Genomic DNA, 25355 nt, shown 5'->3' on the forward strand with positions numbered 1-25355 from the left:
GATTGGTAGTCAGTACGCACGGGCTGTGCGGAACGGAAACCGCCTGGGCAATCGGTCTGCCGGGGAGTAAGTCATAAGGCTGCTCTAGGTAAGTAGTGAAACACCCTAGAGGGGAAAACAACCAGGAAATCTCAATCGCGAGGTTGGGAAGCCTACACTCACCCGATAGGGGAGTGTAGGAGGATGTCACATGGTTGGATTGGAAAGGCTAACTATTACCAAGTTATCAGCTTGGGCGCAACAAGCCAAAGTCTTGGCACATCAAGGACAAGTTGCTAACCGTATTCCCAAATTGGCATTAGCTAATCCCGATTGGTTTGCGGTTCACATCTGCTGTGCTTCGGGGCAAACTTTCAGCCAAGGCGATACAAGTTGTGTATTCCCCCTGATGAGCGCGATAAAGCCGTTTTCGCTACTGTATCTACTAGAACAATTTGGAGCAGAGACGGTTTTTCAGTGGGTTGGGGTTGAACCATCGGATGCTCCTTTCAATTCCTTAGAGCAACTGATTGCTGATCATGGACGACCCCGCAATCCTATGATTAACAGTGGAGCAATTACTCTTGCGGATAAGTTACCAGGAAAAGACGCTAGCGATCGCTGTCAACAACTTTGTCAATGGCTCAACCAACTCGCAGGTTCTCACCTCAAGTTAGATGAAGTTATGCTGGCTTCTGTGCGAGCATCTGACTCCCAAGCAAATCAAGCGATTACGCAATATCTTACCGAAGCAGGCTATGTAAAGAATCCTGATATAGCTCTTGACACTTACGAGCAAATATGCTGTCTTTCAGGTAATGTGGAAGACTTAGCCCGTTTGGGTTTGCTTTTGGCTGTTGAAAGTGAATTGATTTTGCCGCAGCATCGCCGTATTCTCAACTCGCTGATGTTAAGCTGTGGGCTGTACGCAGCTTCTTCTGAGTATGCTTTACGGATTGGTTTGCCGATGAAATCTGGTATCAGTGGCGCAGTGGTTGCGATAGTACCAAATCAAGGGGCGATCGCACTTTACAGTCCTGCCTTGGATAGTATTGGTAATTCTATCGGGGCGATCGCTTTTGTTGAAGCTTTATCCCAAGGTTTACAATTAAGTGTTTTTGGCTAGCAGTCGAAAGTTTTTAATAGTTGACAAGTCTAAAATTTATGTATATACATACTTTTATGACCAAGCCAAATTCTCAATCCAATCTCACTAAGGTCAGCCTCATTCCGTCAAGCTGCATGGGAATGCATATTCGTCGAGCTTCGCGGATTGTGACGCAAATCTATGATGCAGCACTGCGTCCGGTGGGATTGGTGTTAAACCAATTTACGCTGTTGGTGGCGATTCATTTAGTGGAATCTACACCCGTGACTCGCTTGGCTCAAGAGCTCTTCACAGATCAGACGACCTTAACGAGGAATCTCAAAGTACTTGAAAAACGGAAATTGGTCATCATGGAACCTGGTGAAGACCGACGAATCAGGCTTGTATCGCTCACCCCTGAAGGTCGTGCGCTCTTAGCCCAAGCCTTACCGTTATGGGAACAAGCTCAAGCCGAAGTGCAAGCGCGATTTGGACAACAGCGATCGCAAGAGTTACTCTCGCTGCTGTCTGATACCCTAGCTCTAACAGATACCGCCTAAAAATTTTGACAAATAATACAAATAATATATGTATATACATAAAAAGCGTGATTTTGGAGGACAGTATGCCCAAGTTCGATGATCATCCAACCGTTAAACGGTGGCGCGAGCAGATCACTGTGGAAAACCGTGCAACGAGTCCTGCAGTCCTCGATGCGGATCGGCTGCGGAAGCTGTGTCTAGACGCTGGTGCTGATGATGTCGGATTTGTGGAACTAGAACGACCTGCCATTGATAATCAACGGCAAGACATTTTGGCTGCGTTTCCAGCTACCAAAACGCTAATTAGCTTTGTATGCCGCATGAATCGCGAAAATGTCCGTACCCCTGCTCGATCCATTGCCAACCTTGAGTTTCATGCTAATTACGACCACACGAATGACGTAGCACGGAGCATCGTAAAAACCTTGGAAGAGATTGGGGTGCGAGCGATGAATCCATCAGCAGCGTTCCCAATGGAGATGGAGCGATTTCCGGGCAAAGTGTGGGTGGTGTCGCATAAACCCCGACACCGACGCTTGGCTTCAGTTTTTGACAAAAGAGCAGAACTTAATTTGGGCGTTGTTGCGACGCAAGATTCGCGTCAATGGTTCACTCAAATTTCTTCAGGCATTTGCCAAGTGTTTTCCCAGTTAATTCATTGTCTTTCTCAATTTAGTTGAGCAAGAACATGAACTCATTTATTTAAAGAACTTCAATGGAAAGAACACGACTAAGCTTGTTTTACTTGGCTGGCTATCTCATTCCAAGCGGCGTTATGCTATTATTAGCACCACGCTTTGCTCTGAAACTTCTGTTGTCCAATAGTGATTATGGAGACATATTTCCGCGTATTACGGGTATGTTCGTGATTGGATTAGGAATCATTGTTGTGCAAATGATTCGGCTTCGTCTCAGTTCGCTTTATTCGACAACACTAATTGTGCGGAGCTTTTTCTTTGTGTGTTTAATCAGTTTTTATCTCCTCAATCATGATCCCTTCTTCTTGGTATTACTGGCTATTCTTAGCATTGGAATTGGATTAACTACTACCAGTTATATTCTCGATAAGCGGCTCGCATTAAAACCGACTCAAGAGTCATAACAGCACCTTTAGATGTGCTGGGAACGGTTTCAGTAGAGTTGTGATAGCTTACTACAACTAAGCCAAAGAGATGGTCGAGAAACAGTGCGATCGCCCTAAAGAGCGATCGCACTGTTCAAACCTTGTCAAATTTCCATAATTCAAATCTGGTTTTAGTTCTCGTACTGCTGATTACTGTGCCTCCTGGATTTCTTCGCTTGACTGTTCGGGCGTGGTTGCCTTTTCTAATGTTTCAAGAAGTGATGGAGGCTTAATAACATCTGGTGCAGTTTGCGGCAAGGTATGAGATGGTGCAGCACCTGGGTACTGACGGGGGCTGAAATACCGTGTCAATTCTGGTTTTTCTGGATCGGGGGCGATTTTTTGAGGTAAGGTTGTTTCAGCTTCTGGCGTTAGCTGTGGTTTGGGTTCTGCCGTGGTTTCTCCTTGAGGTGCAACTGATTCTGCTGCAGGGGACTCAATAACCTCTGGCAAAGTGGGAGGTAAGCCAGGAGTTGGTTCAGTTGTTTGTGGCGTTGGTATCTTGCCTGCCCGACGATTAAAATACCCACCCAATCCCCGTCTTTGTTCTGGCTGAGGAGCAACTGTTTGTGGTACAGGCGTTGCTTCGGCTTGGGGTGTCACCTCTGGCTGTGGTTGTGCTGTGATTTCTGGTTGGGGAGTCTCAATAACCTCTGGCAAAGTGGGAGGTAAGCCAGGAGTTGGTTCAGCAGTTGTTTGTGGAGTAGGTGCCTTGCCTGTTCGACGCTGTAACCGATTGAAAAAGCCGCCTGATTTTGGTTTCTCAGGCTGTATTTGAGGCGCTTGCTGAGATTCAGTTTCAGGAACGGGCTGTTTTTCAGCTTGAGGTTGTGTTTCAGGTGTTGTTTCTTCAACGCTGGGCGTTGAAGTTGGGATAGGTGTCGGTTCAGTTTCAGGAACAGGCTGCTTTTCTTCCTTTTGTGTTTCAGGTGTTGTTTGTTCAACCTTGGGCGTTGAAGTTGGGGTAGGTGTGGGTTCGGCAGTTGGTATTTTGGCGGTATAATTCGGGTCTACTATGCTGCGAACTTGATCTGCTGACAGTTCTCCTCTAACAATTTTAGATAGAGTGTCTTTCCCCTTGGGTTCATAGGTAATAAGTCTTACTGTGCTGTTGAAGACATTTTTTACAGGGTTTCCCTGTTCGTCGAGGAACTCAAGTTTTACCCAATTTTTACCTGGTTTAAAGCCTTTAAGGTAAACGGCTTGCCAGCGGTCTAAAACAAAGCTTTCATCATTAATTGTGCAGCGAATGCGCCAATCTGCTATGTCGTCATTGGGATTGTCTTTAGCAACCAGATGCAATGGGGCGTTAGTTAGGTAAAAGTCCAGTAAAATTGGTTCTGCACCGTAGCTGCCTTTGGGACGACTGTATGTTAACAGTGGCTTGGTTAAATCGGGGTTGTTGTCGTCGGTTTTGGTGAAGATGTGAAATGTTGACTGGGCATAAGCACCTTCATTCTTAAAGCTTTCATGCCAAGGACGCGAGGCAAAGACACGTAGTGTATGGGTACCTGGGGACAAGTCTGGCAAAACCAGGGGTTGATTCAGGTCGTATACGGCTATATAAGGTTCGTTATCAAGAATGACGTGTAAATGGGGACCAAGATCGAGTTCTGGATCTTTAAATATAGGTAGGTCTTTGACCTGAAAGCGAACTGTGACTGTGTTTTCTTGCAGGATTTCATCCTGTTTAGGTGTCACTAGTGTTACTTGTGGCTGATAAACTTCCAAGGCTAGGCGCAGTTCTTGGATTGTTGCTGGTGGGGAAACTTCTGAGATTTGCTTTGAAAGTTGAGCTTTTTCTGGCAAGCTGCCAGACGGTTCTTGGCTAACGGCTTTCTCTCCACAGCTGGTCAAAGTTAACACCAGCACGCATACCATTAGCAACCTGAGGATAGCCATTGCGGTCTTCCGCCACAAGTTCATGCTTTCCACCCAGTCATACTCCTAAACAAGTGATAATTTTGGCTCAAACTGTCCATTGGTCACTATAGCGCTTCTCGGTTGCATACACCACCTTTGTAGGGGAACACAGCATTGCTCTGTGCCCCTACAAACGACTTGGATATTTCTCAAAAATGTGGTTTTGCCATGACTTATCTGAGTCATCGCTTTTTAAAAGTCATATTTGTTACAAAATTTTGCACAATAATTTCATGAAAGCTTATTATCTGCTATGACAAAAATTTCTTTAATACATATATTAAGTAATATTAAGCAAAAGCAGTTAAACCCGAAAAAATAGCTTTTTGTGATAAAAGCATAAGTTTTGCTAAATGTTAAGGGATGTAAAATAAATGAATAAAGTATTGACTTTTTGCTCAGGAGTTTCAAAGGAAAAGGTAGATGAGACAATTGATTCACCGATTTTGAATTATTGTTAACAAGTCTCTAACTATGTACGAGATAAGCCTTTATAATTCAACAGAAAGCAATCTCCACAGACGGTCTTCGCCGCTGCTCCAGTAAAGTCTATTTCTGGAGGCCGCGATAAAGCTTAACTAAAGCCATGAAGACAATATGTGGTATTCATGATTTTTCAAACCTGCTAAGAGGGGAGGTCGAATGACAATTAGTCCTCCGGAGCGAGAGGAAAAAAAGGCAAGAGTCATAGTCGATAATGATCCGGTTCCAACCTCATTTGAACTGTGGTCAAAACCGGGACATTTCGACAGAAGCCTAGCCAAAGGTCCCAAAACCACAACCTGGATTTGGAACCTTCACGCACTCGCCCATGATTTTGATACACATACAAGCGATTTAGAAGACGTATCCCGCAAGATATTTGCGGCACACTTCGGTCACTTAGCTGTAGTGACTCTGTGGCTGAGCGGGATGATATTTCATGGCGCTCGTTTTTCAAACTACGAAGCTTGGCTGAGCGACCCCCTCAACATCAAACCTAGCGCTCAAGTCGTTTGGCCAATTGTCGGTCAACAAATTTTAAATGCAGATGTTGGCGGCGGTTTCCACGGCATTCAAATTACCTCCGGCTTTTTCCAAATATGGCGTGGCTGGGGTATTACAAATACGTTCCAGCTCTACGTCACCGCGATTGGCGGTTTGGTGTTAGCAGCCTTGTTGCTGTTTGCAGGCTGGTTCCACTACCACAAGCGCGCTCCTAAGCTGGAATGGTTCCAGAACGTGGAGTCGATGCTCAATCACCACTTGGCAGGACTATTGGGCTTGGGTTCCTTGGGGTGGACAGGTCACTTAATTCACGTATCCGCGCCTATTAATAAGCTGCTGGATGCGGGAGTAGCCATTAAAGATGTGCCGTTGCCCCACGAATTCATTTTGAATCGTGACTTGATAACCGAGCTGTTCCCCAGCTTTGCCAATGGTTTAACGCCTTTCTGGACGTTGAACTGGGGTCAGTATGCGGACTTCCTCACCTTCAAGGGCGGTCTGAACCCAGTCACAGGCGGGTTGTGGATGACGGACATTGCTCATCACCATTTGGCGATCGCTGTCCTGTTCATCATTGCTGGTCACCAGTACCGTACCAACTGGGGTATTGGTCACAGCATCAAAGAGATTCTGGAAAACCACAAAGGTCCCTTCACTGGTGATGGTCACAAAGGTATCTACGAAAACCTCACCACCTCTTGGCACGCTCAATTGGCAGTCAACCTGGCAATGCTGGGTTCATTGACCATCATCGTGGCGCACCATATGTACGCGATGCCTCCGTATCCGTACTTGGCAACTGACTACGCCACCCAGCTGTGCATCTTTACTCACCACATGTGGATTGGCGGCTTCCTGATTGTTGGTGGAGCCGCTCACGCTTCCATCTTTATGGTGCGGGATTACGATCCGGTGGTGAACCAGAACAACGTGCTGGATCGAGTACTTCGTCACAGAGATGCAATCATCTCTCACTTGAACTGGGTATGTATGTTCCTGGGCTTCCACAGCTTTGGACTGTATGTACACAACGATACGATGCGTGCCTTGGGTCGTCCCCAAGATACATTCTCGGATACGGCAATTCAGTTGCAGCCAGTGTTTGCCCAATGGGTACAAAACCTGCACACGGTCGCTCCTGGTGCAACTGCGCCCAATGCACTAGAACCCGTTAGCTATGCCTTCGGCGGTGGTATCCTGGCTGTAGGCGGCAAAGTGGCAATGATGCCGATTGCGCTGGGTACGGCGGACTTCATGATCCACCATATTCACGCATTCCAAATTCATGTCACAGTGCTGATTCTGTTGAAGGGATTCCTGTTTGCCCGCAGTTCTCGTCTGGTTCCAGACAAGATGAACTTGGGCTTCCGCTTCCCCTGCGATGGTCCTGGTCGTGGCGGTACCTGTCAGGTATCTGGATGGGACCACGTATTCCTCGGTTTGTTCTGGATGTACAACACCATTTCAATTGCAATTTTCCACTTTAGCTGGAAGATGCAATCAGATGTCTGGGGAACGGTAGACTCAGATGGTGTTGTGACCCACATCACTGGTGGTAACTTTGCCCAAAGTGCCATCACAATCAACGGCTGGTTGCGTGATTTCCAATGGGCACAAGCTGTACAAGTGATTAACTCCTACGGCAGTGCGCTGTCAGCTTATGGTCTGCTCTTCTTAGGAGCTCACTTTGTCTGGGCATTCAGCTTGATGTTCCTGTTTAGTGGTCGAGGCTACTGGCAAGAACTCATTGAGTCGATTGTTTGGGCACATAATAAACTGAAAGTAGCACCGTCAATTCAGCCTCGCGCTCTAAGCATCATTCAGGGTCGGGCTGTCGGGGTGGCTCACTTCCTCTTGGGAGGAATTGTGACTACCTGGGCGTTCTTCCACGCACGAATCATTTCACTGGGCTAAAAATCAGCTTGATGAGTCATGAGTTTTGGGTTTTGAGTTTTGATTTGAAAACTCAGAACTCAGAACTCAGAACTCAGAAGTCTAAAAACCTGATGGCTGAAGGTCAGAGAATTTATCAAACCTATGGCAACGAAATATCCAAAATTTAGCCAGGATCTCGCACAGGACCCGACTACGCGTCGGATCTGGTATGCGATGGCTACGGGAAATGATTTTGAAAGCCACGATGGCATGACAGAAGAAAATCTTTACCAAAGGATTTTCGCGACTCACTTCGGTCATGTGGCAATCATCTTCCTGTGGGCATCCAGCCTCCTGTTCCACGTAGCTTGGCAAGGCAACTTTGAACAGTGGATTAAAGATCCTCTTCATATTCGCCCAATTGCCCACGCGATTTGGGATCCCCACTTCGGTAAAGCAGCAGTAGAAGCTTTTACCCAAGGCGGCGCTAACTATCCAGTTAACATTGCTTACTCTGGTGTTTACCACTGGTGGTACACCATTGGTATGCGGACGAACAATGACCTGTACCAAGGTTCAGTGTTCCTCCTCATCTTGGCAGCAGTGTTCCTGTTCGCTGGTTGGTTACACTTGCAACCTAAGTACCGTCCTAGCTTGGCTTGGTTTAAGAGTGCTGAACCTCGCTTGAACCACCACTTGGCTGGTTTGTTCGGTGTGAGTTCTTTGGCTTGGGCTGGTCACTTAATTCACGTTGCGATCCCCGAATCTCGCGGACAGCACGTAGGTTGGGATAACTTCCTAACCACCCTGCCACACCCAGAAGGTTTGGCACCATTCTTCACAGGTAACTGGGGCGTTTACGCTGCTAACCCCGACACCGCGGACCACTTATTCAGCACATCTCAAGGTGCAGGTACTGCGATTCTGACATTCTTAGGTGGCTTCCATCCTCAGACTCAGTCCCTGTGGCTGACTGATATGGCTCACCACCACCTGGCGATCGCGGTTATCTTCATCATCGCCGGTCACCAGTACCGTACCAACTTCGGTATCGGTCACAGCATCAAAGAAATGTTGAACGCCAAGAATTTCTTTGGCATCAACACCGAAGGTCAGTTCAACCTGCCTCACCAAGGACTGTACGACACATATAACAACTCCCTACACTTCCAGTTGTCCATACACCTGGCAGCACTAGGTACTGCTCTTTCCTTGGTAGCGCAGCACATGTACGCAATGCCTCCTTACGCCTTCATAGCTAAGGACTACACAACCCAGGCAGCACTGTACACTCACCACCAGTACCTCGCTGTGTTCTTCATGGTCGGTGCTTTCGCCCACGCTGCAATTTTCTGGGTACGTGACTACGACCCAGATCAAAACAAGGGCAACGTACTCGACCGCGTACTGAAGCACAAAGAAGCGATCATCTCGCACCTGAGCTGGGTATCCCTCTTCTTGGGCTTCCACACCTTGGGTCTGTACGTACACAACGACGTAGTGGTTGCCTTCGGCACCCCTGAGAAGCAAATCCTCATTGAGCCTGTGTTTGCACAGTTCGTTCAGTCGTCTCACGGGAAAGTACTGTACGGTTTAAACACCCTACTGTCCAATCCTGACAGCGCTGCTTCCTTGGCTGGCGGTCCTTGGTTACCTGGTTGGCTGGATGCTATCAACAATGGCACCAACTCCCTGTTCTTGACCATTGGTCCTGGTGACTTCTTAGTACACCACGCCTTCGCTCTCGCTATACACACAACTGTCCTCATTTGTGTTAAGGGTGCGTTGGATGCCCGTGGTACTAAGCTGATGCCTGACAAGAAGGATTTCGGTTTCACCTTCCCTTGCGACGGTCCAGGTCGCGGCGGTACTTGCCAAACTTCCGCTTGGGAACAGTCGTTCTTCCTCGCCATATTCTGGGCACTCAACACCGTTGGTTGGGTCACCTTCTACTGGCACTGGAAGCACCTGGGTATTTGGCAAGGCAACGTAGCTCAGTTCAATGAGTCTTCTACATACCTCATGGGCTGGCTGCGTGATTACCTGTGGGCTAACTCCGCTCAGTTGATCAACGGGTATAACCCATACGGTATGAATAACTTAGCTGTATGGGGTTGGATGTTCCTCTTCGGACACCTTGTTTGGGCAACCGGTTTCATGTTCCTCATCTCTTGGAGAGGTTACTGGCAAGAGTTGATTGAAACACTGGTTTGGGCACACGAGCGCACTCCTTTAGCGAACTTGGTTCGCTGGAAAGACAAGCCCGTTGCTCTGTCCATCGTTCAAGGTTGGTTGACGGGTCTAGTTCACTTTACAGTTGGCTACGTCCTCACCTACGCAGCGTTCTTGATTGCCTCTACTGCTGGTAAGTTTGGTTAATGAGTTGACTGAATAAGTAGCTGTAGGTAAGTAAATAAAATCCCCTGCCTTCGGGTGGGGGATTTTTTGTTATCTAAGTTATTTAAACTTTTGTGCTGGGAACTATAAATAAGGGTTTGGGGCGGGCTTTCCGGCCCACCCCACAAGAGAAATAAGTTTTGTTTGGTAAATGAAAGAGTCAAAGTTTAACATCACCCAGAGAAGATTGCCTGATTGGGAGTTAGATGGGGCGGTTTATTTCATCACTTTTAATACTAGCGTTTAGCTTAACCCGCGAGAAGCCCCACATCCTACCCGTAGGGAGGTGTGGGATGAATCGCGGGACAAAAACGAGGTACACCCCTCATCGTAGATTAACGTAGTTAATCCAGATGGGGGGTGTCCGAGTTTTTGTCAGGTATCGCCCAACGCTCAATGAGTTCGCTGACACTTATTCCTTGCTCTTTTGCACGCGCTTGCAACGTACGCCACGCTGTGGGTGTAACGATTATATGGTGCGCGGTTTTCACTTCTTCATAGAACAGAGGCACATTCTTTACAGCTTTTTTACCTTTTCTCATTGACTTGTTTTGCTTATGGCTATAAGCTATTTATAGATAGTAAAAGAAATTAAAGCAACGAGACAAACGAAACAAATGTTGCTTAATTACCAGTATCGCGTCTACTTTCATACCAATCAAAAATTAGAATTGAATAGCTGGTTGAGAGTTTGCCGCCACTGGTATAACAAGCAACTAGGAGACCGTTTTGATTGGTACGAACACAACCGCAACAGCATCAATGTTTGTCCTTTGGTCTGTTCATTACCCCAACTGCGAGATAGACCTGATTTTTACTCTCAAAAGAAACAGCTTCCCATCATTAAGGAAGACCTACTTAAGGTTGGTTATTCGGGCGAGTTGCTAGACTATAAGCGCGTTCCATCCCAAACGTTGCAAGATGTTTCAAAGCGAGTCGCCAACGCTTTTTCTGGCTTCCTTAAAGGTGACTGCAACGGGACTTGTAGTGGCAAACCTCGTTTTAAAAGCGCTGCACGTTACCGCACTCTGCGCATAGAAGGTCAAGCCATCAGTGTTGAGCGTATCGAAAAGGACTGGTTGTTTTTGTCCATTTCAAAGCTTGATGGCTGGATAAAGGTGCGGCTACACCGTCCATTGCCAGACGGTTTTATCCTTAAAAATGCTTTGCTAACTAAGTCGGCAGACGGTTGGTATATCACAATTTGTTTAGAAGACCCCTCAGTCCCAATATTCACCGCTGACGATGTGGTTCCTACCTGGGATAACACTGTTGGATTGGACGCGGTATTGCATGAGGACGACTATCTTGCAACTTCACAGAACACTAAACTCCCAGCACTGAAATCTTTCAGGAAGTCTGAAAAACGCTTGGCTAAGGTTTCCAAACGTAAAGCAAGCAAGAAAAAAGGTAGTAGAGCGCGTCTAAGAAATGCAAAACGAGAAGCACGAGAACATCAACGTATTGCCCGTTCTCGTCGTGACCATGCATTTAAAACTGCCCATCAACTGGTAAAAACGGGTAAAAAAGTTTTCATTCATGAGGACTTAAACCTAAAAGCTTTGTCGAAGCGAAACAAAGCCAAACTCGATGTTGACGGCAAATACTTACCTAATGGTCAGTCGGCTAAGTCTGGGTTGAACAAGTCTTGGGCTGATGCTGCATTCGGGCAGTTTTTCACCATCCTAGAATACATAGCTGCAAAAGCTGGGGCTAGGACGATAGCAGTAAACCCTGCATATACATCTCAATTACTCGCGTATCGTGACGAGTTCATCTTCACTAACTGCGACATCCGCTCGTATTGGGATGAGAAAGAATCGCTCCTTGTTGATCGTGATGTGAACGCATCCATCAACATAAAGCGCGTTGGGCTGGGACTGTTCCCAACGATAAAACGCCGTAGAGGGAATCCAGTAGTAACTAACTCTACTACTAATAGTACCTTGAAGGAAGTTCTGAAAACGTTAAGAGCGTGCCAGAAGCCTACACCGACTTGTACTCAGGCGGTGTAGGTAGTTCACTATTGATTCGGTATGTCCTGGGTATTTTCATGTTTTCAAACCAAGCTTATGAGACAATAAGCTGTGAAAAAGCGATAAACTTTTTCTACAAAAGAAGTAACATTTAACTGCAGGAGTTTTCCAGTGTCCATCCCTGAAGTGACTCAAAAGCTTTTGACTGCGAAAAAAGATAAGGGACTAACCTTTGCCGATTTGGAAAAGATTCTGGGACGTGACGAAGTGTGGATTGCATCTGTCATTTACCGTCAAGCTAGTGCTTCAGAGGAAGAGGCGAAGTTATTAGTTGAAGCATTAGGGCTGGATGCAAGTTATGTGAAAGAATTGACTGAATATCCGGTGAAAGGTCTTGGTCCAGTTGTCCCAACTGATCCACTCATTTATCGTTTCTACGAGATAATGCAAGTTTATGGAATGCCGATGAAAGCCGTCATTCACGAAAAGTTTGGTGATGGTATTATGAGTGCGATTGATTTTACTTTGGAAATTGAAAAAGAAGAAGACCCTAAAGGGGAGCGAGTGAAAGTGGTTATGTCTGGTAAATTTTTACCATATAAAAAGTGGTAAGTTTGATAGAAGTTATTTACAAAGTAATTTATCAGGTAAGCCAGCAGAGCGATCGCCTACAATAAGCCTATGTTGTAAGTGATCAGAACAATGACAAACTGGCAAGAACGGATTAGCATAAATCCCAGAGTATGTCACATATGAATACTAAACTTGTTGAATCACTGGTAAAAGTCATCTTATCTCTTTCAGAAGAAGAACGCTCTTTCTTAGAAGAAAAGCTATTTTTTGATAGCTCATATCCATGAACCCACGACTTAATGCAACTTGCACAGTATGGTAAAGCATTTGATTTTCTATATCATGAACCAGACTTATATAGTCTTGAAGATAGATGACATGAGGCTGTTATTTTTATAATTAAATTGTCACCTAGTTAGAAGTTTTGATAGAACAACAAACACAAAAAAAAATACTAAATTTTACGCCTTACTATTCTCAGAAAAACGGAGCAGTATATTTAGGTGATACCCTAAAATTACTTCAATTTCTTGAAGACAACAGCATTAACTTAATCATCACTTCACCTCCATTTGCACTCACACGCAAAAAAGAATACGGCAACGAAAGTGAAGAAAAATATATAGAATGGTTTCTCCCTTTTGCCCACGAATTTAAAAGAGTTCTAGCAGAAAATGGCTCATTTATTTTAGATTTAGGTGGAGCTTATCTTCCTGGTCATCCAGTACGAAGTATCTACCAATATGAGCTTTTAGTGAGATTGTGTAAGGAAGTCGGCTTTTTTCTCGCTCAAGAATTTTATCACTATAATCCAGCACGACTCCCAACACCTGCTGAATGGGTAACAATCAGACGGATTCGTGTTAAAGATTCAGTGAATGTGGTTTGGTGGTTGTCTAAAACGCCTCACCCCAAAGCCGACAATAGAAAAGTTTTAAAGCCATATAGCCAAAGTATGAAGCAATTACTTAAAAATGGCTATAAAGCAAAAATCCGTCCTAGTGGTCACGATATTTCTGACAAATTTCAGAAGGATAATCAAGGCGCTATTCCACCAAATTTATTAGAAATCGCGAATACAGAATCCAATAGTGCTTACTTGCGTCGCTGTAAAGCTGCAGGAATTAAACCACATCCTGCACGTTTTCCTCAAGGTTTTGCACAATTCTTCATTAAATTTTTGACTGATGAAGGTGATATTGTTTTAGATCCATTCGCAGGTTCTAACACAACGGGTTTCGTTGCAGAAATCTTACAACGCCGATGGATTTCGTTTGAAATTAATGAAGATTATATTATCGGTAGTCGTTACCGGTTTGAAGATTCGTGACGCTCCTACACCTACCCGGAGCGGGAGGTGTAGGCTTCTCAAGTATTCCGTTCGCGAAGCGTGGCGCTTTGCGCCTTAGAATACGTAGAACTTCCTTGGAGGTATCATCAGTGATAGAACCAACTATCACGATGCCACCTTTACGGCGTTTTATAGTGGGGAACACGTCCAGCCCCACTCTCTTGAGGTTGATAGCGGCATTGATATCCCTATCAACCCAGAGTTTTAGATTAGCGTCCCAATACTCCCGAATACTGGTATCGGTGAAAACCACTTCATCCCGATAGCTTAGGAGTTGAGACGTATAAGCAGGATTCTTCGCAATCACTACAGCCACCACAGATATCTGTGGGTGCTTCAAGAGTACTCGTGGGGGATGTTGTCCTGTGCGTGTCATGGTTTCACCCAACCTTGACGACGAACAAAAACAGTATAAAATGCTACATAAAAACCTGCTTCCTAGATGCCGTACCACATGAGGTGACGCGAGTAGTTTTTGACAACAATAGACTTCTTGCAAAAGTCAAAAAAAAGAATAATTAACCACAGATGCACAATAAATAAAAGTTTTTCCTCTGTCTTCCCCCCTCTTGTAGGGGGGAATGAGGGGGGTGGGCACAGATGGAATCTACTTATGGAATCTACTTACGCAAAAGGTCTAATGAAAATTGGTATAAGCAATATGCAAAAACCTTGAAGAGATTATAAATACAATGTCGCCAAGCTTTACACAAATAGATACATAAATAAAAATAATGAGATAACTATTTAAAATTTTCCTGAATTCAACTAATTAATGCTGCCAATAGAAAAAAGCAGTACGTCGAGGAGAGATATCAAGATGAGGGACCTTTATCTGTTGGCAGCAGGCTTGTTAACAGGATTGGTAATACCAACATCAGCTCTTCCACATCTGCCAAATGTCAACTTAGGAAATAGCGGAGTCATTTGGAATTTAAAAGACGATTTAAAGCCAAGTGTCGGTGGAAAAATATTCTCTAGCGCAGAAATTTCTCTACCAGAATTTAGTGACTCTTGGTTGCCAAAGCCAGTAGAATCGCAGCTTAGCCCAAAAACTCAACTCGTTCCTCGGCGAATTACATCTGGAAACCAACTTTACTACGAAAGGTTAGCGGCGCTGAAAGCGGGTCAGATTTATCCAAGCTTACCAGAAGACAGCATAAAGTCATCGTTGATATCTACGAAGAAAGCTCAACTGACATATGAGGATTGGAAAAACTTATTGGCTATGGAAGCCAAAGCAATGGCTCAAAGTCAAGGGGATAATCGTTTAGGAATCCTAGTGGGTGATTCTTTAAGTTTATGGTTTCCTAGAGAAAAATTGCCTGTAGGTAGATTGTGGCTGAATCAGGGAATTTCTGGAGAGACTTCCAATGGTATTTTAAAAAGGTTGTCTGTTTTTGGTGAAACCAAACCAGATGTGATTTATATCATGGCTGGAATTAACGACTTGCGGAAGGGTACAAAAGACGAAATCATTTTAGGCAATTACCGCCAGATTGTCCGCAAGTTGCGACAAACTCACCCAAAAACCATAATTTTTATCCAATCGATTCTGCCAACTCGTTTGTCTGCAATCCCTAATACCCGTATTCGTCATCTTAATGATCAACTCGCCCTAATCGCGAGACAAGAAGGAGCTGATTATTTGAATCTTTATGATTCATTTACAGATTTTGAAGGTAACTTGCGCCAAGAATTGACCACAGATGGATTGCATCTGAACACAGAAGGGTACGAGGTTTGGCGATCGCTACTACATCAGGTAGAACAAAGTAAATACCACACAGCTACTAAATTGTCAATATTTTAGTACTTAAAAAAACTCTGGAATTTCCAGTTTTGATGATCAACTATGAACTAATTGTTATCAGTTTGTGGGTTTTGCAGCTCCTTATCTTCCTTGTCATGTTGCAGTTCAGTTTGAGTTTCAGCGGATGATGAATTTTGCTTCACTTGTTCTACTGTAGGAACGACTACAGCAGGAGAATCAGACTGCTTTGATTCCGCTGTAGATGGCTGTGCTGGTATAACAACAGGAGAATTATTCGATTGGCTGGGTGGGGGCGACGACTCAGAAGCGCCACGAGAAGACGGTGGGTTATTTACTGAAGATGGTGAAGAGGAAGTTTTGCGAGATTCGCGAATTGCCCGGAGTCGCTCAACTAATGGCGACGAGGAATCACTGCTAGGGGAAGGGGAAGCTTCTTGGGATTCTTGTTGATATCGGCGAGAGCGGGATTTTCTGGAGTAGGTTTGAGGCGATTCTTCTGTGACATTGCGGCTGGGAGATTCTTCAGTTGAAACACTACGGATACGCCTACGCCGTGTGGAGGTGGGTGCAGATTCAACTGGCGACGAAGCATTATTTTCTTTCTCGGCAGTGTTAGTCTGTTGAGTTGAAGGCAATGGTGTAATGTTTATTTTAGGTGTTTCCTCGTTAGCATCACGCTTTTCTACAACAGGTTGTGGAAATGAGCGTGGCTGAGTTTTGGTAACTATACTTGTGACAGCAAAACCTGCTGTAGCAGCCACAAGAGCTACACCCGTGGCAATAAACACCTTAGGTGACGAGAATTTGTTGACAACTTTGTTGAAATTGACATTCCCCAAAGGTGATGGGGTTGACGTTTTGCTCAGAGCCGCCACTTGCGGTGGCAAATCTGGGTATGCATCGACAGATAAATTGACAGTTGGCACTGTTTGTGTTAATACTGGTTGCTGTGTAGCTTCTCTATTGCCCGGTAACAGCACCAACCATTCTGCCACTGTCTGTGGACGAAAGCGAGCCTCAATTGCCATACCACGCATCACGGCTTGATTGACAGCAGCACTTAAGTAGGGTTGTAACTCGCGGGGAGCAGGCATTTGTTCGCGATCGCGTAGCAGTGCTGGCATAGGCACTTGTGCTGTCAACAGTGCATAAAGTGTTGCAGCCAAACCATAAACATCGGTTGCAGGAGTGCGGGTTGCTTGTGACAAATACTGTTCCATTGGGGAATAGCCCTCAGAAACAATACCTGTGTGAGTTTGTCTGACCCCATTATTAAATTCACGTGCGATGCCAAAATCAATCAGCACCACCTCAGAAGTTCCTTTGCGGAGGATGATGTTGTCTGGTTTCACATCCCGGTGCAGCAAACCATTTTGATGCACCACTTGCAAAGCGGCTCCAATTTGGCGGATGTAATGAATTGCTGTCACCTCTGATAAAGGCATCCCTGGTAAGACAAATGCTTCTGCCAAAGTTTCACCCGGAATATATTCCATCACCATGTAGGGCAACCCATCTTCAACAAAAAAGTCGCTCACGCGGACAATATTTGGGTGGATACAAGTCGCCAATCGTCTCGCCTCATCCTGGAATTGGCGCGAGAACTTGACAAAATCAGGATGCTGTCGCAGCTTTTCATTGAGAGTTTTAATCACCACTATATGATTCAAGAAGTGGTGAGTTGCTTTGAATGTAATACCAAAGCCGCCTCGACCTATTTCCTGGTCTAAGCTATATTTGCCACCCTGCAAGGTTTTACCAGCTAACATATAGGGAGTCCTGAGTATTCAAGTGCTGAGTAACTATAATGAGTACTGCGTCATAAACTCAAGAGTGAAACAAAGCAAAGCTCCAGTCTTGAGTTTTGAGTCTAACGTGAATCCTAAGCGATATCAAATCTAGTTCATTACTCAGCATTCTTCAATGACCTCACTCCACAGACGACTGTTCCAAACTTTTTCTTCTGCTCTATAAAATCTACTCAAAACAACCGAGGTTGCTCAAAGCGTTTATTTCCTACTTCATCGCAGACCGTCGGCGGCACCTGCTCCATAGGCTTTCCAGGAGAAAGCCTCCCCCAGTTTGATAGATTGATTGCGGCGTTTAAGTCTCTATCCCGACCGACTTTACAGTTTGGACAAACATAAACACGCTCGTTGAGTGGCATTTTTTGTTGAAAGCCACAGCTAGAACAAAGTTGACTACTGGGGTAGAACCTATCTACTACCACCAGAGTAGAACCATATCGCTCACACTTATACTCAAGTTGTCGGCGGAATTCGTAAAACGCACAGTCAGCAATGGCTGCTGCAAGTTTGTGATTAGTCATCATGCCTGACACATTTAAGTCCTCTATCACAACTTCGCCGTGGTTCTGGGCTATGTGTGTTGTGATTTTGTGGATGTAGTCAGTCCGGATATTAGCAACTCGTCGGTGCTGACGCGCTAGTCTTAATACTGCTTTGCGCCGATTACTCGACCCTTTGTGCTTACGGGTAATCGCACGCTGCAAAATGCTGAGTTTCTGCTTGGCTTGACGATACGCCTTTAGGTTCGGGTACACGACACCAGTACTAAGTGTTGCAAGCGCATTGATTCCCAAATCCACCCCAACACTCAAACATTGTTTTGGTGTTGGCTGTGGACATGGTATTTCAATGTGAAAGCTCAAGTACCAGTCACCAGCTTGCTGGCTAATGGTCACTTTTTTTGTGACGCACTCTGGCAAACCTTCATAAGTCCGTACGCATCCAATAAACGGTAGTTTGTGCCGTAGTCCGCCTATTTTGATTGGCGCACCTGAATTGTCTATAGTGAAGCTGTCAGAACGACCCTTCTTTTTAAATTTGGGATACTTGCCCTGTTTAGAAAAGAACCTTTTGAATGCATCCGCTAAATTGATAAAAGCATACTGGTACACTTTGGATGACAATTCGTTCATCCAGGAGTACTGGGGCTTGACGTAGTTTGTGAAAAACTTTTTCAACATCCCCACATTTGGGAGGCACTGCGTTGCGGGGGTTCCCCCCGTTGAAGCAAGTGCCGTTTTCAACCCTTGTTTGTATGCTTCGCTCCAAAGCCTTAAACCCCAATTAAACACCCACCGACAGTAACCTGCGTGTTTTGACATCAAGGTTTTTTGCTCGTTGTTGAGTTTTAATTTGGTCTTAAAAGCTTTGTACGCCATACAAAGTATTTTCTGGTACTTTGATCATTGTAGTTTTAGAAGCGTTGACCGATACCAAAATGCAGTCGGCTTTCTCCTTGGTCATTCAGTCCAAAGTCAGCCCGAATTAAACCCAAGGGTGAGTCAAAACGCACCCCCGCCCCATAACCAAAACCAGTTCCTGGTTTACCACGAACTCCCGCAGGGTTTCCCAAGACAGTTTCACCAGTACCTAAGTCTGAGCCAAAATCAGCAAAGAATACACCTCCCAATGCCTGGATAATCGGGAAGCGATATTCTGCGGAAGCCAATACATAAGTACGACCACTGCCAACATCACCGCCATCGTAACCGCGTATCGAATTGGGACCGCCCAAGTTAAAACTTTCATAAGGAGGTAAATCGCCCAAGACTGTACCAGCTTGGAGATTCAAGGCAAAGACTTGTGGGTTTTTAGACTCAAATAACTTCACAGGCATAAACTGGCTGTAGTTTGCCTTGATGCGATTCATGGAAATGTTTCCCTCCCCAATAGGAATCGACTGTTCTGTACTAAGTTTGAGAATAGAACCTTGAGTCGGATTCAAAGGATTATCCCGTTCGTCTTTGATGGCGCTTAAAGATACAGTCGTCAAGTCATCAATACCCGTACCACTAAAAGACAGGGGATTGCCCTTTTCATCGGTGGGGGTAATTTTCCCGTCGCGATCGCGAAGGCTGACACGGGTATAGTTGAGTCCTAAAGAAGTATCCCAGCCCTCAATTGGTCGCTGAAAGCTAAAACTGCCCCCAACTCGACCTTCGCGCACTCTGTCGCCATTTGCCAGCTTGACATCTCCATCAAAAATGTCAGAAAGTCCCCGCTTGCGGAAGGCATTCACACTATAGCCAAAGCTGTCTGGATTGGTTTCCCGGTAAGGACTGGTAAACTTGGAATCAAATTGAAAGTCACGGGCACCCACTTCAAGATTGACACCGAAAGTATCGTTAACCCCGCCAACATTCTGATCTCGATAATTTAACGTGCCTACTATTCCCTGATCGGCGCTATAGTTACCACCCAAATTGACAGAACGCGCTCCTATCTCCTTGACTTCGTAAATAACATCCAGTTTTGTCGCATCTCCTTCAAAAGCAACGTTAACATTCTGAAATAACCCAGTTTTATACAGTTGCTGTAAGTCTTGTTTAACTAAATTTTCTTGATATATTTGTCCTGGCTTCAGCTTCAGTTGCTGCTGCAAGAAATCTGTTTTGGTACGTCCTGCGACTGGCTTACCTTTGTCATCAACTGACTTGCCTTCGTCATTAACAAAACGAAACTTGATATCGTTGACGACACCTTCAGCAACATTTAAAGTCAGGATTCCTTCAGCGCTGGGTTTGATTGATATCACCCGTGCAACTTTATAACCATTGTCAGCGTACCATTTATTAATTTGTTGTACTGCTTCCTTGAGACCATTCGGGCTGATGACTTTTCCTATTTGAGGTTCAAGGCGTTCCCTGGCGACTTGATACGTCAGCGCATTAGCCCCTGAAAGTTGTAGAGAACGCACAATCACTGGTTCTACTTGGTACTCTACACTTAAGCCAGTTGGTGTAGATTGGCTATTCACACGAGCTTTCGTAAATAAACCTGTCTGCAAAATTGCTGTAACATCTTTCTGTAGCTGACTTTGACTTGTTTCTCCACCAGCCTGAGTTTTGATCACACTGCGAATGATCTGCTGCAATTCTTCATTCGCTCCTACTATCTGCACTTCTGTAGCAGAGACTACTAAATCACTGTTCGTAGGTGGAGGGGAGGATGGGGAGGATGAGGAAGATCGGGAGGATGAGGAAGATGGGGAGGATGGAAAAGTAATTTCTCTTCCTACTTCTTGTGCTGTTTCTTGTTCCTGTGTCTGTTTGTTCTTTTGGGGAGCTATCACAACTGAATTATGGCTACCACCACTTTGCACATTGCCCGATTTTTGCGAAAATTGTCCAATAACTACTGTTTCCGGGTGTGCAATCCCTTCTATCTGTGCAGGTGTTTCTTCAGTCACCGGCACCACTAAGTTATCATGTTTTTCAGCTTGTTCAGGAGTATCTGAGGGTGCAGCCAATGCTTGCTGACTAGCATTGCCAGCCGCTAAAGTCACTAAAGTAAAAATTGCAGCAGAAGAAACTCGCATAATAGTAGCCTAATTCACTGGGAGTTAGTTTGTACTTCCGTACTGAGGTTAGGTAATGGGGATAATACTAACTTCCTGCTTTGCGCCGATTTATACCCCCATTCATTCCTCTTCTCCCAAAAGACACTTGTATTTAAGTTTTTGTTTCTCATGAGTGAATTATCACCTTTACCCGTAACCTCTAACTCCGAAGAAAGTTCTCGCTTGCGGTTACTTGTTTTAAGCAACGGACATGGAGAGGATGTGATCTCCGTCCGTATCTTGCAAGAACTTCAGCAACAACCCAACCCACCGGAAATCTTCGCTTTGCCATTAGTCGGACAAGGACACGCTTACCAACAGTTGAATATTCGCCTGATTGGTTCAGTACGTACAATGCCCTCTGGTGGCTTTGTTTACATGGATGGACGCCAGTTTGTACGAGATGTACAAGGTGGTTTGTTACAACTTACTGCAAGTCAAATAAACGCTGTACGTCACTGGGTAAATACACAAACAAAATTAGGTAACAGGAAAGCTATCTTAGCGGTGGGCGATATTATACCGCTGTTATTTGCTTGGTTGAGTGATGCCAGCTATGCGTTTGTGGGTACGGCGAAATCAGAGTACTATGTGCGAGATGAAGTTGATTTATTAAAACGGAAAAATAGAGGGGCATCGTGGGAAAACTTTTCCGGTTCAATTTACCACCCTTGGGAACGTTGGTTGATGAGTCGTCAACGTTGCAAGGCAGTGTTTCCTAGAGATTCGCTGACAGCAGAGATATTGAAAAAGTGGCCGATTCCCGCTTTTGATTTGGGCAACCCAATGATGGATGGTTTGGAACCATCAATTCCACGTCCAAGATTTTATAGTGCTGACATAGAAAAACAAGAATTAGCTCGACCTTTGATTGTGACTATTCTCCCTGGTTCGCGTCCCCCAGAAGCATACGCCAACTGGCACCAAATTATGATTGCCGTATCTGCAATGATGGCTGTTGTCACAGAGCAAGAGTTTGTAGGACACACTTCTGGAACAGTGGTATTTTTGGGAGCGATCGCCCCCAGTTTACACTTTGAAAGTATCCGCCAAATTCTTGAATCCCAAGGCTGGCATCCCCACGCTGAACCTCCAATCAAAATTCCTGATACAAATGCCTTGACATTTAAGCAAAAAAATGCGTTTTTTATTTTGTCGCAGAATGCCTATAACGACTGCTTGCATTTGGGAGATATGGCGATCGCCATGGCGGGGACAGCAACAGAACAATTTGTGGGTTTGGGCAAACCAGCAATTACCATTCCCGGAAGTGGTCCCCAATTTACCCCCGTCTTTGCTGAAGCACAAAGCCGTCATTTAGGAGCATCTGTGATTTTAGTAGAAGAGCCAGTAGAAGTAGCTGGGGCAGTGCGATCGCTTCTCAGCAACCCAGACACTTTGCAAGCGATCGCGGAAAATGGTATCCGGCGGATGGGGAAACCAGGAGCAGCTAAAAGAATTGCTGAGTATTTGATGGAGCTATTGTGGACAGTGAACAGTGACCAGTGAACAAAAGAAGATTGACTTGGGACATCTTGATACTGCGGGTACTTGATAACTGATAACTGATAACTGATAACTGATAGTGGAATACTTAGCTACATTATATTTACGCCCTCATGATTTCGGCGAGGTAATGTGATGGTGATTGAACCCAAGACCCAAGCCCTACCAGACCATACCCAGCTACCAGAGTCTGATGGTACCTTTGTGAAGAACTTTCAGGAACATCCCCAGAGTATTTTACTGACCGACTCGATTCAACCACGCTTGCAAGAAATTCAGCCGGATGGGCAATATTGCATCGGACAAGACTGTGGTATTTATTGGCGAATGACAGATCCACCAGAAAGAGGAGCAGAGGCACCAGACTGGTTTTATGTGCCTAATGTACCACCCACTCTTAACGGTGAAATACGGCGTTCCTACGTTCTTTGGCAAGAACTGATCGCACCCCTGATTGTTCTGGAATTCCTTTCTGGTAATGGGGAAGAAGAAAGGGATAACACCCCTTACCAAGGCAAATTTTGGATTTACGAACAAGTGATTCGCCCGGCTTTTTACGGTATTTATGAAGTTAAAAAAGCATCAGTAGAAGTCTATCGATGGGTTGCAGGGCGCTACGAACGGATGAGTCCTAACGAGAGGGGACATTATCCTATTGCCCCTATGGGCGTGGAATTGGGTATTTGGCGAGGTTACTATTTGAATGCACAGTTACCTTGGCTGCGTTGGTGGGATGAAGCAGGAAATCTGTTACTCACAGGAGAAGAACGCGCAGAAGCTGAACGCCAACGCGCAGAAGCTGAACGCCAACGCGCAGAAGCTGAACGCCAACGCGCAGAAGCTGAACGCCAACGAGCGGAAACAGCACAACAGGAGAATGCGCGTTTGCGGGAACAATTACGTGCATTGGGCGTAGACCCAAATGCACTAAGTTGAAAAGTTCACTCTAAATGACACTGAGTCAAAAATGCTTTATGAACTGCAATAACACTTTGCGTCACATAAGCAGGTTCTATAGAATATGGCGCACTACCAAAGACAACAGCGAGTCCTTCAACTGCACGATAAGCCAGAGGTTTCCATTTGTTCACCCACGCCTGAAGAAGTTGTTGATTCTCCCCACGCCGTTCAACAGCATACTTTACCAGTTCCTTGGTCCATTCTTGGCTGCGTTGACTGTCGAGTGCAAAATCGCTGTTTATATATGCCAATAAATTATCATCGTTTTGTTCAGCAAGTTTTCCAAGTTGATTGAGCATCAGCTCGTCATACAAAGGCTTGGCTACCAGATTGAGAGCAGCAAAAGCCTCTCCCCAGTCGTACGCGATCAACAATTTCTCTAACAATTCGCGCATCGGTTGCCAAACAAGATCTGTTTCCCAAATCTGCCGTGTTTTCTCACTTGATGCCAAATCTGGACTGTGGACAAGGGAAAGAGCTTTAGCTCGGTAAGCACTGCGCTGCAAGCTTCTGCACTCATCAGCCCCCTGAAAATGGGCAACGTTGGTGATGTAAGCAGAAGGTGCAATTTGCCCAATATATTGAGCAACCATTTGCAGTACATGAGTAGAAAAACGTGAGGGAATATAAAGCCTTTCTAAAATTTGTACCCAGTCCTTGCTCAGATGAGCGTCGCTATCTTTACGTTCAAACTCGTCAATTAGACTATCAATGTAAGTTTCACGTTCATGTTGTTGTTTAATGTAACTACGGTATGTCAACTGGTTAGGGTCACGGAAATCTTCCCAATCATCTACTTGAAATGGTGAGCCTTCACGGTACTTTAAGTACCATTGATTTATCGGGGCACTCGGGTCTAGTTCAAAAGGAGCTGGGTCACGCCGAAAATGATAATGCAGCTTATGAGTAACAATTTCGTATTCACTGGGAACTCGTCGTAAATCACCAAATTGGCTCCAAGTGCGCCGTTTTCTTCTCTGGAGTCGTTGTTGAGTTGACATTGTTATCCTCTAATTTTCTAAATACCAAACAATCTCTTGATCACCAGATTGGATTCGCCCCGCGAAAGTCGCTAAAGCAGGCTCTATCTGCGAGAGAGGACAGGAACGACCGAGGGCTGCTTCCAAACTTTGGCGAGTGACTCGGCAATATTTCTCAGTGTGGATGCGAATATATCCACCACGATCATCGACATACACTTGGGCATCTGGATTATCGCGCTCAATTGCTGTAATCAGTGCTTCTGCTATTTCGCCGTCACGTACGACAGGACCAACAAGTTTAGTTGACATGATAGTGTTTCTTTATTTTTGAATTTTCAATTTTGAATTTTGAATTGTTAATGTGGCGGTGTTTTCTTCCTGAGGTATGCCGATGTAAATCAGATTATTTTCCACTTTGAGTGGATAACTGAACAACTGACATTTTTCTGGGTTGATGCCTTTGCCCGTAGCAGCATCAAATTGCCACAGATGTGCTCGGCAAGTGATAGCTTTGCCATCGAATTTGCCCTCACTTAGTGGAATTCTCTGATGGGGACAGGTACTTTGATATGCTTGGAGTCTACCGCCTGGGCAATGTACCAATAAGACTTGTTTTTCACCCAATTCGACATCCAGCATTTCGCCTTCCCAAATATCGTCGCAACTAGCAACCTCAACCCAGTTGAATTTGGGAGCGTTATTCATCGTAGAAAATCTCCACGAAATCACTGGGTTGAATGTTTGCTGCTGCAACTGTCATCTCAGAAGCGAGAATGCGCTCGCTATGTTTAACTTTCATCGGAGCTTTTTTCGCAGGTAGTCTTCTGCCGATCACATGATGGGCGACTTTCTGGGCAACTACGTCCATTGTGTCGGTATCTTCGACAACAACAGCCAAAACTACGAAATCGCCCCGAAATGCTGCTGAGAGTGGAACTATTGCCATAATGCT

23 protein-coding genes are annotated in these 25355 nt (G+C 45.1%); 11 read left to right on the plus strand and 12 right to left on the minus strand.

What is annotated here, in order from left to right; all coding sequences use genetic code 11:
- The coding region (locus AACT52_RS18870; protein ID WP_233153990.1) for a hypothetical protein at positions 1-190 on the minus strand (190 nt) is incomplete at its 3' end.
- On the opposite strand from AACT52_RS18870, the gene glsA reads away from it, so the two are divergent.
- The 3 genes from glsA (at position 191) to AACT52_RS18885 (ending at position 2288) form a co-directional block, all read left to right on the plus strand.
- Positions 191-1105 (plus strand): glutaminase A, encoded by a 915-nt coding sequence (glsA, locus tag AACT52_RS18875; RefSeq protein WP_073632843.1) that lies wholly within the window; start codon positions 191-193, stop codon positions 1103-1105.
- 56 nt (positions 1106-1161) lie between these two features.
- Positions 1162-1626 carry a MarR family winged helix-turn-helix transcriptional regulator gene (locus tag AACT52_RS18880; RefSeq protein ID WP_073632912.1) on the plus strand — a complete coding sequence of 155 codons (465 nt, stop codon included), beginning with the start codon at positions 1162-1164 and terminating at the stop codon, positions 1624-1626.
- A gap of 65 nt (positions 1627-1691) precedes the next feature.
- Positions 1692-2288, plus strand: coding sequence for a hypothetical protein (locus tag AACT52_RS18885; RefSeq protein WP_233153991.1), 597 nt, complete (start codon positions 1692-1694; stop codon positions 2286-2288).
- A gap of 366 nt (positions 2289-2654) precedes the next feature.
- Here the strand turns inward: AACT52_RS18885 and AACT52_RS18890 are convergent, their stop codons facing one another.
- Both AACT52_RS18890 and AACT52_RS18895 read right to left on the minus strand, forming a co-directional pair.
- A complete protein-coding gene (locus tag AACT52_RS18890; RefSeq protein ID WP_158054692.1) occupies positions 2655-2822 on the minus strand; it encodes a hypothetical protein in 168 nt (55 codons plus the stop codon).
- Between the two features lie 59 nt (positions 2823-2881).
- Positions 2882-4657, minus strand: a complete 1776-nt coding sequence (locus tag AACT52_RS18895; RefSeq protein ID WP_233153992.1) for a hypothetical protein — start codon at positions 4655-4657, stop codon at positions 2882-2884.
- A 639-nt stretch (positions 4658-5296) separates the two neighbouring features.
- Between AACT52_RS18895 and psaA the strand changes: the two genes are divergently transcribed.
- Positions 5297-7555 (plus strand): photosystem I core protein PsaA, encoded by a 2259-nt coding sequence (psaA, locus tag AACT52_RS18900; RefSeq protein ID WP_073632845.1) that lies wholly within the window; start codon positions 5297-5299, stop codon positions 7553-7555.
- Positions 7556-7678: 123 nt separating this feature from the next.
- On the plus strand, positions 7679-9895 hold the full coding sequence (psaB, locus tag AACT52_RS18905; RefSeq protein WP_073632846.1) for a photosystem I core protein PsaB: 2217 nt from the start codon (positions 7679-7681) through the stop codon (positions 9893-9895).
- Positions 9896-10257: 362 nt separating this feature from the next.
- On the opposite strand, the gene AACT52_RS18910 is transcribed toward psaB, so the two are convergent.
- Positions 10258-10455: a hypothetical protein gene (locus tag AACT52_RS18910; protein WP_073632847.1), complete on the minus strand. Its 198-nt coding sequence runs from the start codon at positions 10453-10455 to the stop codon at positions 10258-10260.
- Positions 10456-10530: 75 nt separating this feature from the next.
- On the opposite strand from AACT52_RS18910, the gene AACT52_RS18915 reads away from it, so the two are divergent.
- The 3 genes from AACT52_RS18915 (at position 10531) to AACT52_RS18925 (ending at position 13792) form a co-directional block, all read left to right on the plus strand.
- Positions 10531-11928, plus strand: a complete 1398-nt coding sequence (locus tag AACT52_RS18915; protein ID WP_073632848.1) for an RNA-guided endonuclease InsQ/TnpB family protein — start codon at positions 10531-10533, stop codon at positions 11926-11928.
- 132 nt (positions 11929-12060) lie between these two features.
- On the plus strand, positions 12061-12501 hold the full coding sequence (cynS, locus tag AACT52_RS18920; RefSeq protein WP_073632849.1) for a cyanase: 441 nt from the start codon (positions 12061-12063) through the stop codon (positions 12499-12501).
- A gap of 385 nt (positions 12502-12886) precedes the next feature.
- Complete coding sequence (locus AACT52_RS18925; RefSeq protein WP_443216658.1) at positions 12887-13792, plus strand: DNA-methyltransferase; 906 nt, start codon at positions 12887-12889, stop codon at positions 13790-13792.
- Here AACT52_RS18925 and AACT52_RS18930 read toward each other — a convergent pair.
- Complete coding sequence (locus AACT52_RS18930) at positions 13758-14189, minus strand: hypothetical protein (protein WP_198940953.1); 432 nt, start codon at positions 14187-14189, stop codon at positions 13758-13760. The two genes, AACT52_RS18925 and AACT52_RS18930, sit on opposite strands and share 35 nt — an antisense overlap.
- A gap of 444 nt (positions 14190-14633) precedes the next feature.
- On the opposite strand from AACT52_RS18930, the gene AACT52_RS18935 reads away from it, so the two are divergent.
- Positions 14634-15626 carry an SGNH/GDSL hydrolase family protein gene (locus AACT52_RS18935; protein ID WP_073632850.1) on the plus strand — a complete coding sequence of 331 codons (993 nt, stop codon included), beginning with the start codon at positions 14634-14636 and terminating at the stop codon, positions 15624-15626.
- A gap of 47 nt (positions 15627-15673) precedes the next feature.
- On the opposite strand, the gene AACT52_RS18940 is transcribed toward AACT52_RS18935, so the two are convergent.
- The 3 genes from AACT52_RS18940 to AACT52_RS18950 form a co-directional block, all read right to left on the minus strand.
- A complete protein-coding gene (locus AACT52_RS18940; protein ID WP_073632851.1) occupies positions 15674-17356 on the minus strand; it encodes a serine/threonine-protein kinase in 1683 nt (560 codons plus the stop codon).
- Between the two features lie 212 nt (positions 17357-17568).
- Positions 17569-18774: an RNA-guided endonuclease InsQ/TnpB family protein gene (locus AACT52_RS18945; RefSeq protein WP_073632852.1), complete on the minus strand. Its 1206-nt coding sequence runs from the start codon at positions 18772-18774 to the stop codon at positions 17569-17571.
- A 35-nt stretch (positions 18775-18809) separates the two neighbouring features.
- Positions 18810-20933 carry a BamA/TamA family outer membrane protein gene (locus AACT52_RS18950; protein WP_073632853.1) on the minus strand — a complete coding sequence of 708 codons (2124 nt, stop codon included), beginning with the start codon at positions 20931-20933 and terminating at the stop codon, positions 18810-18812.
- A 150-nt stretch (positions 20934-21083) separates the two neighbouring features.
- Between AACT52_RS18950 and AACT52_RS18955 the strand changes: the two genes are divergently transcribed.
- Both AACT52_RS18955 and AACT52_RS18960 read left to right on the plus strand, forming a co-directional pair.
- The gene (locus tag AACT52_RS18955) at positions 21084-22463 is read left to right on the plus strand and encodes a lipid-A-disaccharide synthase-related protein (RefSeq protein ID WP_073632854.1); all 1380 of its coding nucleotides are present in this window, start codon (positions 21084-21086) and stop codon (positions 22461-22463) included.
- Between the two features lie 132 nt (positions 22464-22595).
- Complete coding sequence (locus AACT52_RS18960) at positions 22596-23396, plus strand: Uma2 family endonuclease (protein ID WP_073632855.1); 801 nt, start codon at positions 22596-22598, stop codon at positions 23394-23396.
- Positions 23397-23401: 5 nt separating this feature from the next.
- Here AACT52_RS18960 and AACT52_RS18965 read toward each other — a convergent pair whose 3' ends face one another.
- From AACT52_RS18965 to AACT52_RS18980, 4 genes are read right to left on the minus strand one after another with little or no spacing between them, the layout of a single operon-like run.
- The gene (locus tag AACT52_RS18965; RefSeq protein ID WP_073632856.1) at positions 23402-24421 is read right to left on the minus strand and encodes an aromatic/alkene monooxygenase hydroxylase subunit beta; all 1020 of its coding nucleotides are present in this window, start codon (positions 24419-24421) and stop codon (positions 23402-23404) included.
- 9 nt (positions 24422-24430) lie between these two features.
- Positions 24431-24712 carry an MmoB/DmpM family protein gene (locus AACT52_RS18970; protein WP_073632857.1) on the minus strand — a complete coding sequence of 94 codons (282 nt, stop codon included), beginning with the start codon at positions 24710-24712 and terminating at the stop codon, positions 24431-24433.
- 12 nt (positions 24713-24724) lie between these two features.
- On the minus strand, positions 24725-25108 hold the full coding sequence (locus tag AACT52_RS18975) for a Rieske 2Fe-2S domain-containing protein (RefSeq protein WP_073632858.1): 384 nt from the start codon (positions 25106-25108) through the stop codon (positions 24725-24727).
- Positions 25101-25349, minus strand: coding sequence for a toluene-4-monooxygenase system B family protein (locus tag AACT52_RS18980; RefSeq protein ID WP_073632859.1), 249 nt, complete (start codon positions 25347-25349; stop codon positions 25101-25103). The genes AACT52_RS18975 and AACT52_RS18980 overlap by 8 nt, the downstream gene beginning before the upstream one ends.
- Positions 25350-25355: the final 6 nt, after the last annotated feature.

Origin of the sequence: Scytonema sp. HK-05 (assembly GCF_963872035.1) — a bacterium.
In the GTDB taxonomy this organism is placed as follows: domain Bacteria; phylum Cyanobacteriota; class Cyanobacteriia; order Cyanobacteriales; family Nostocaceae; genus Kalymmatonema.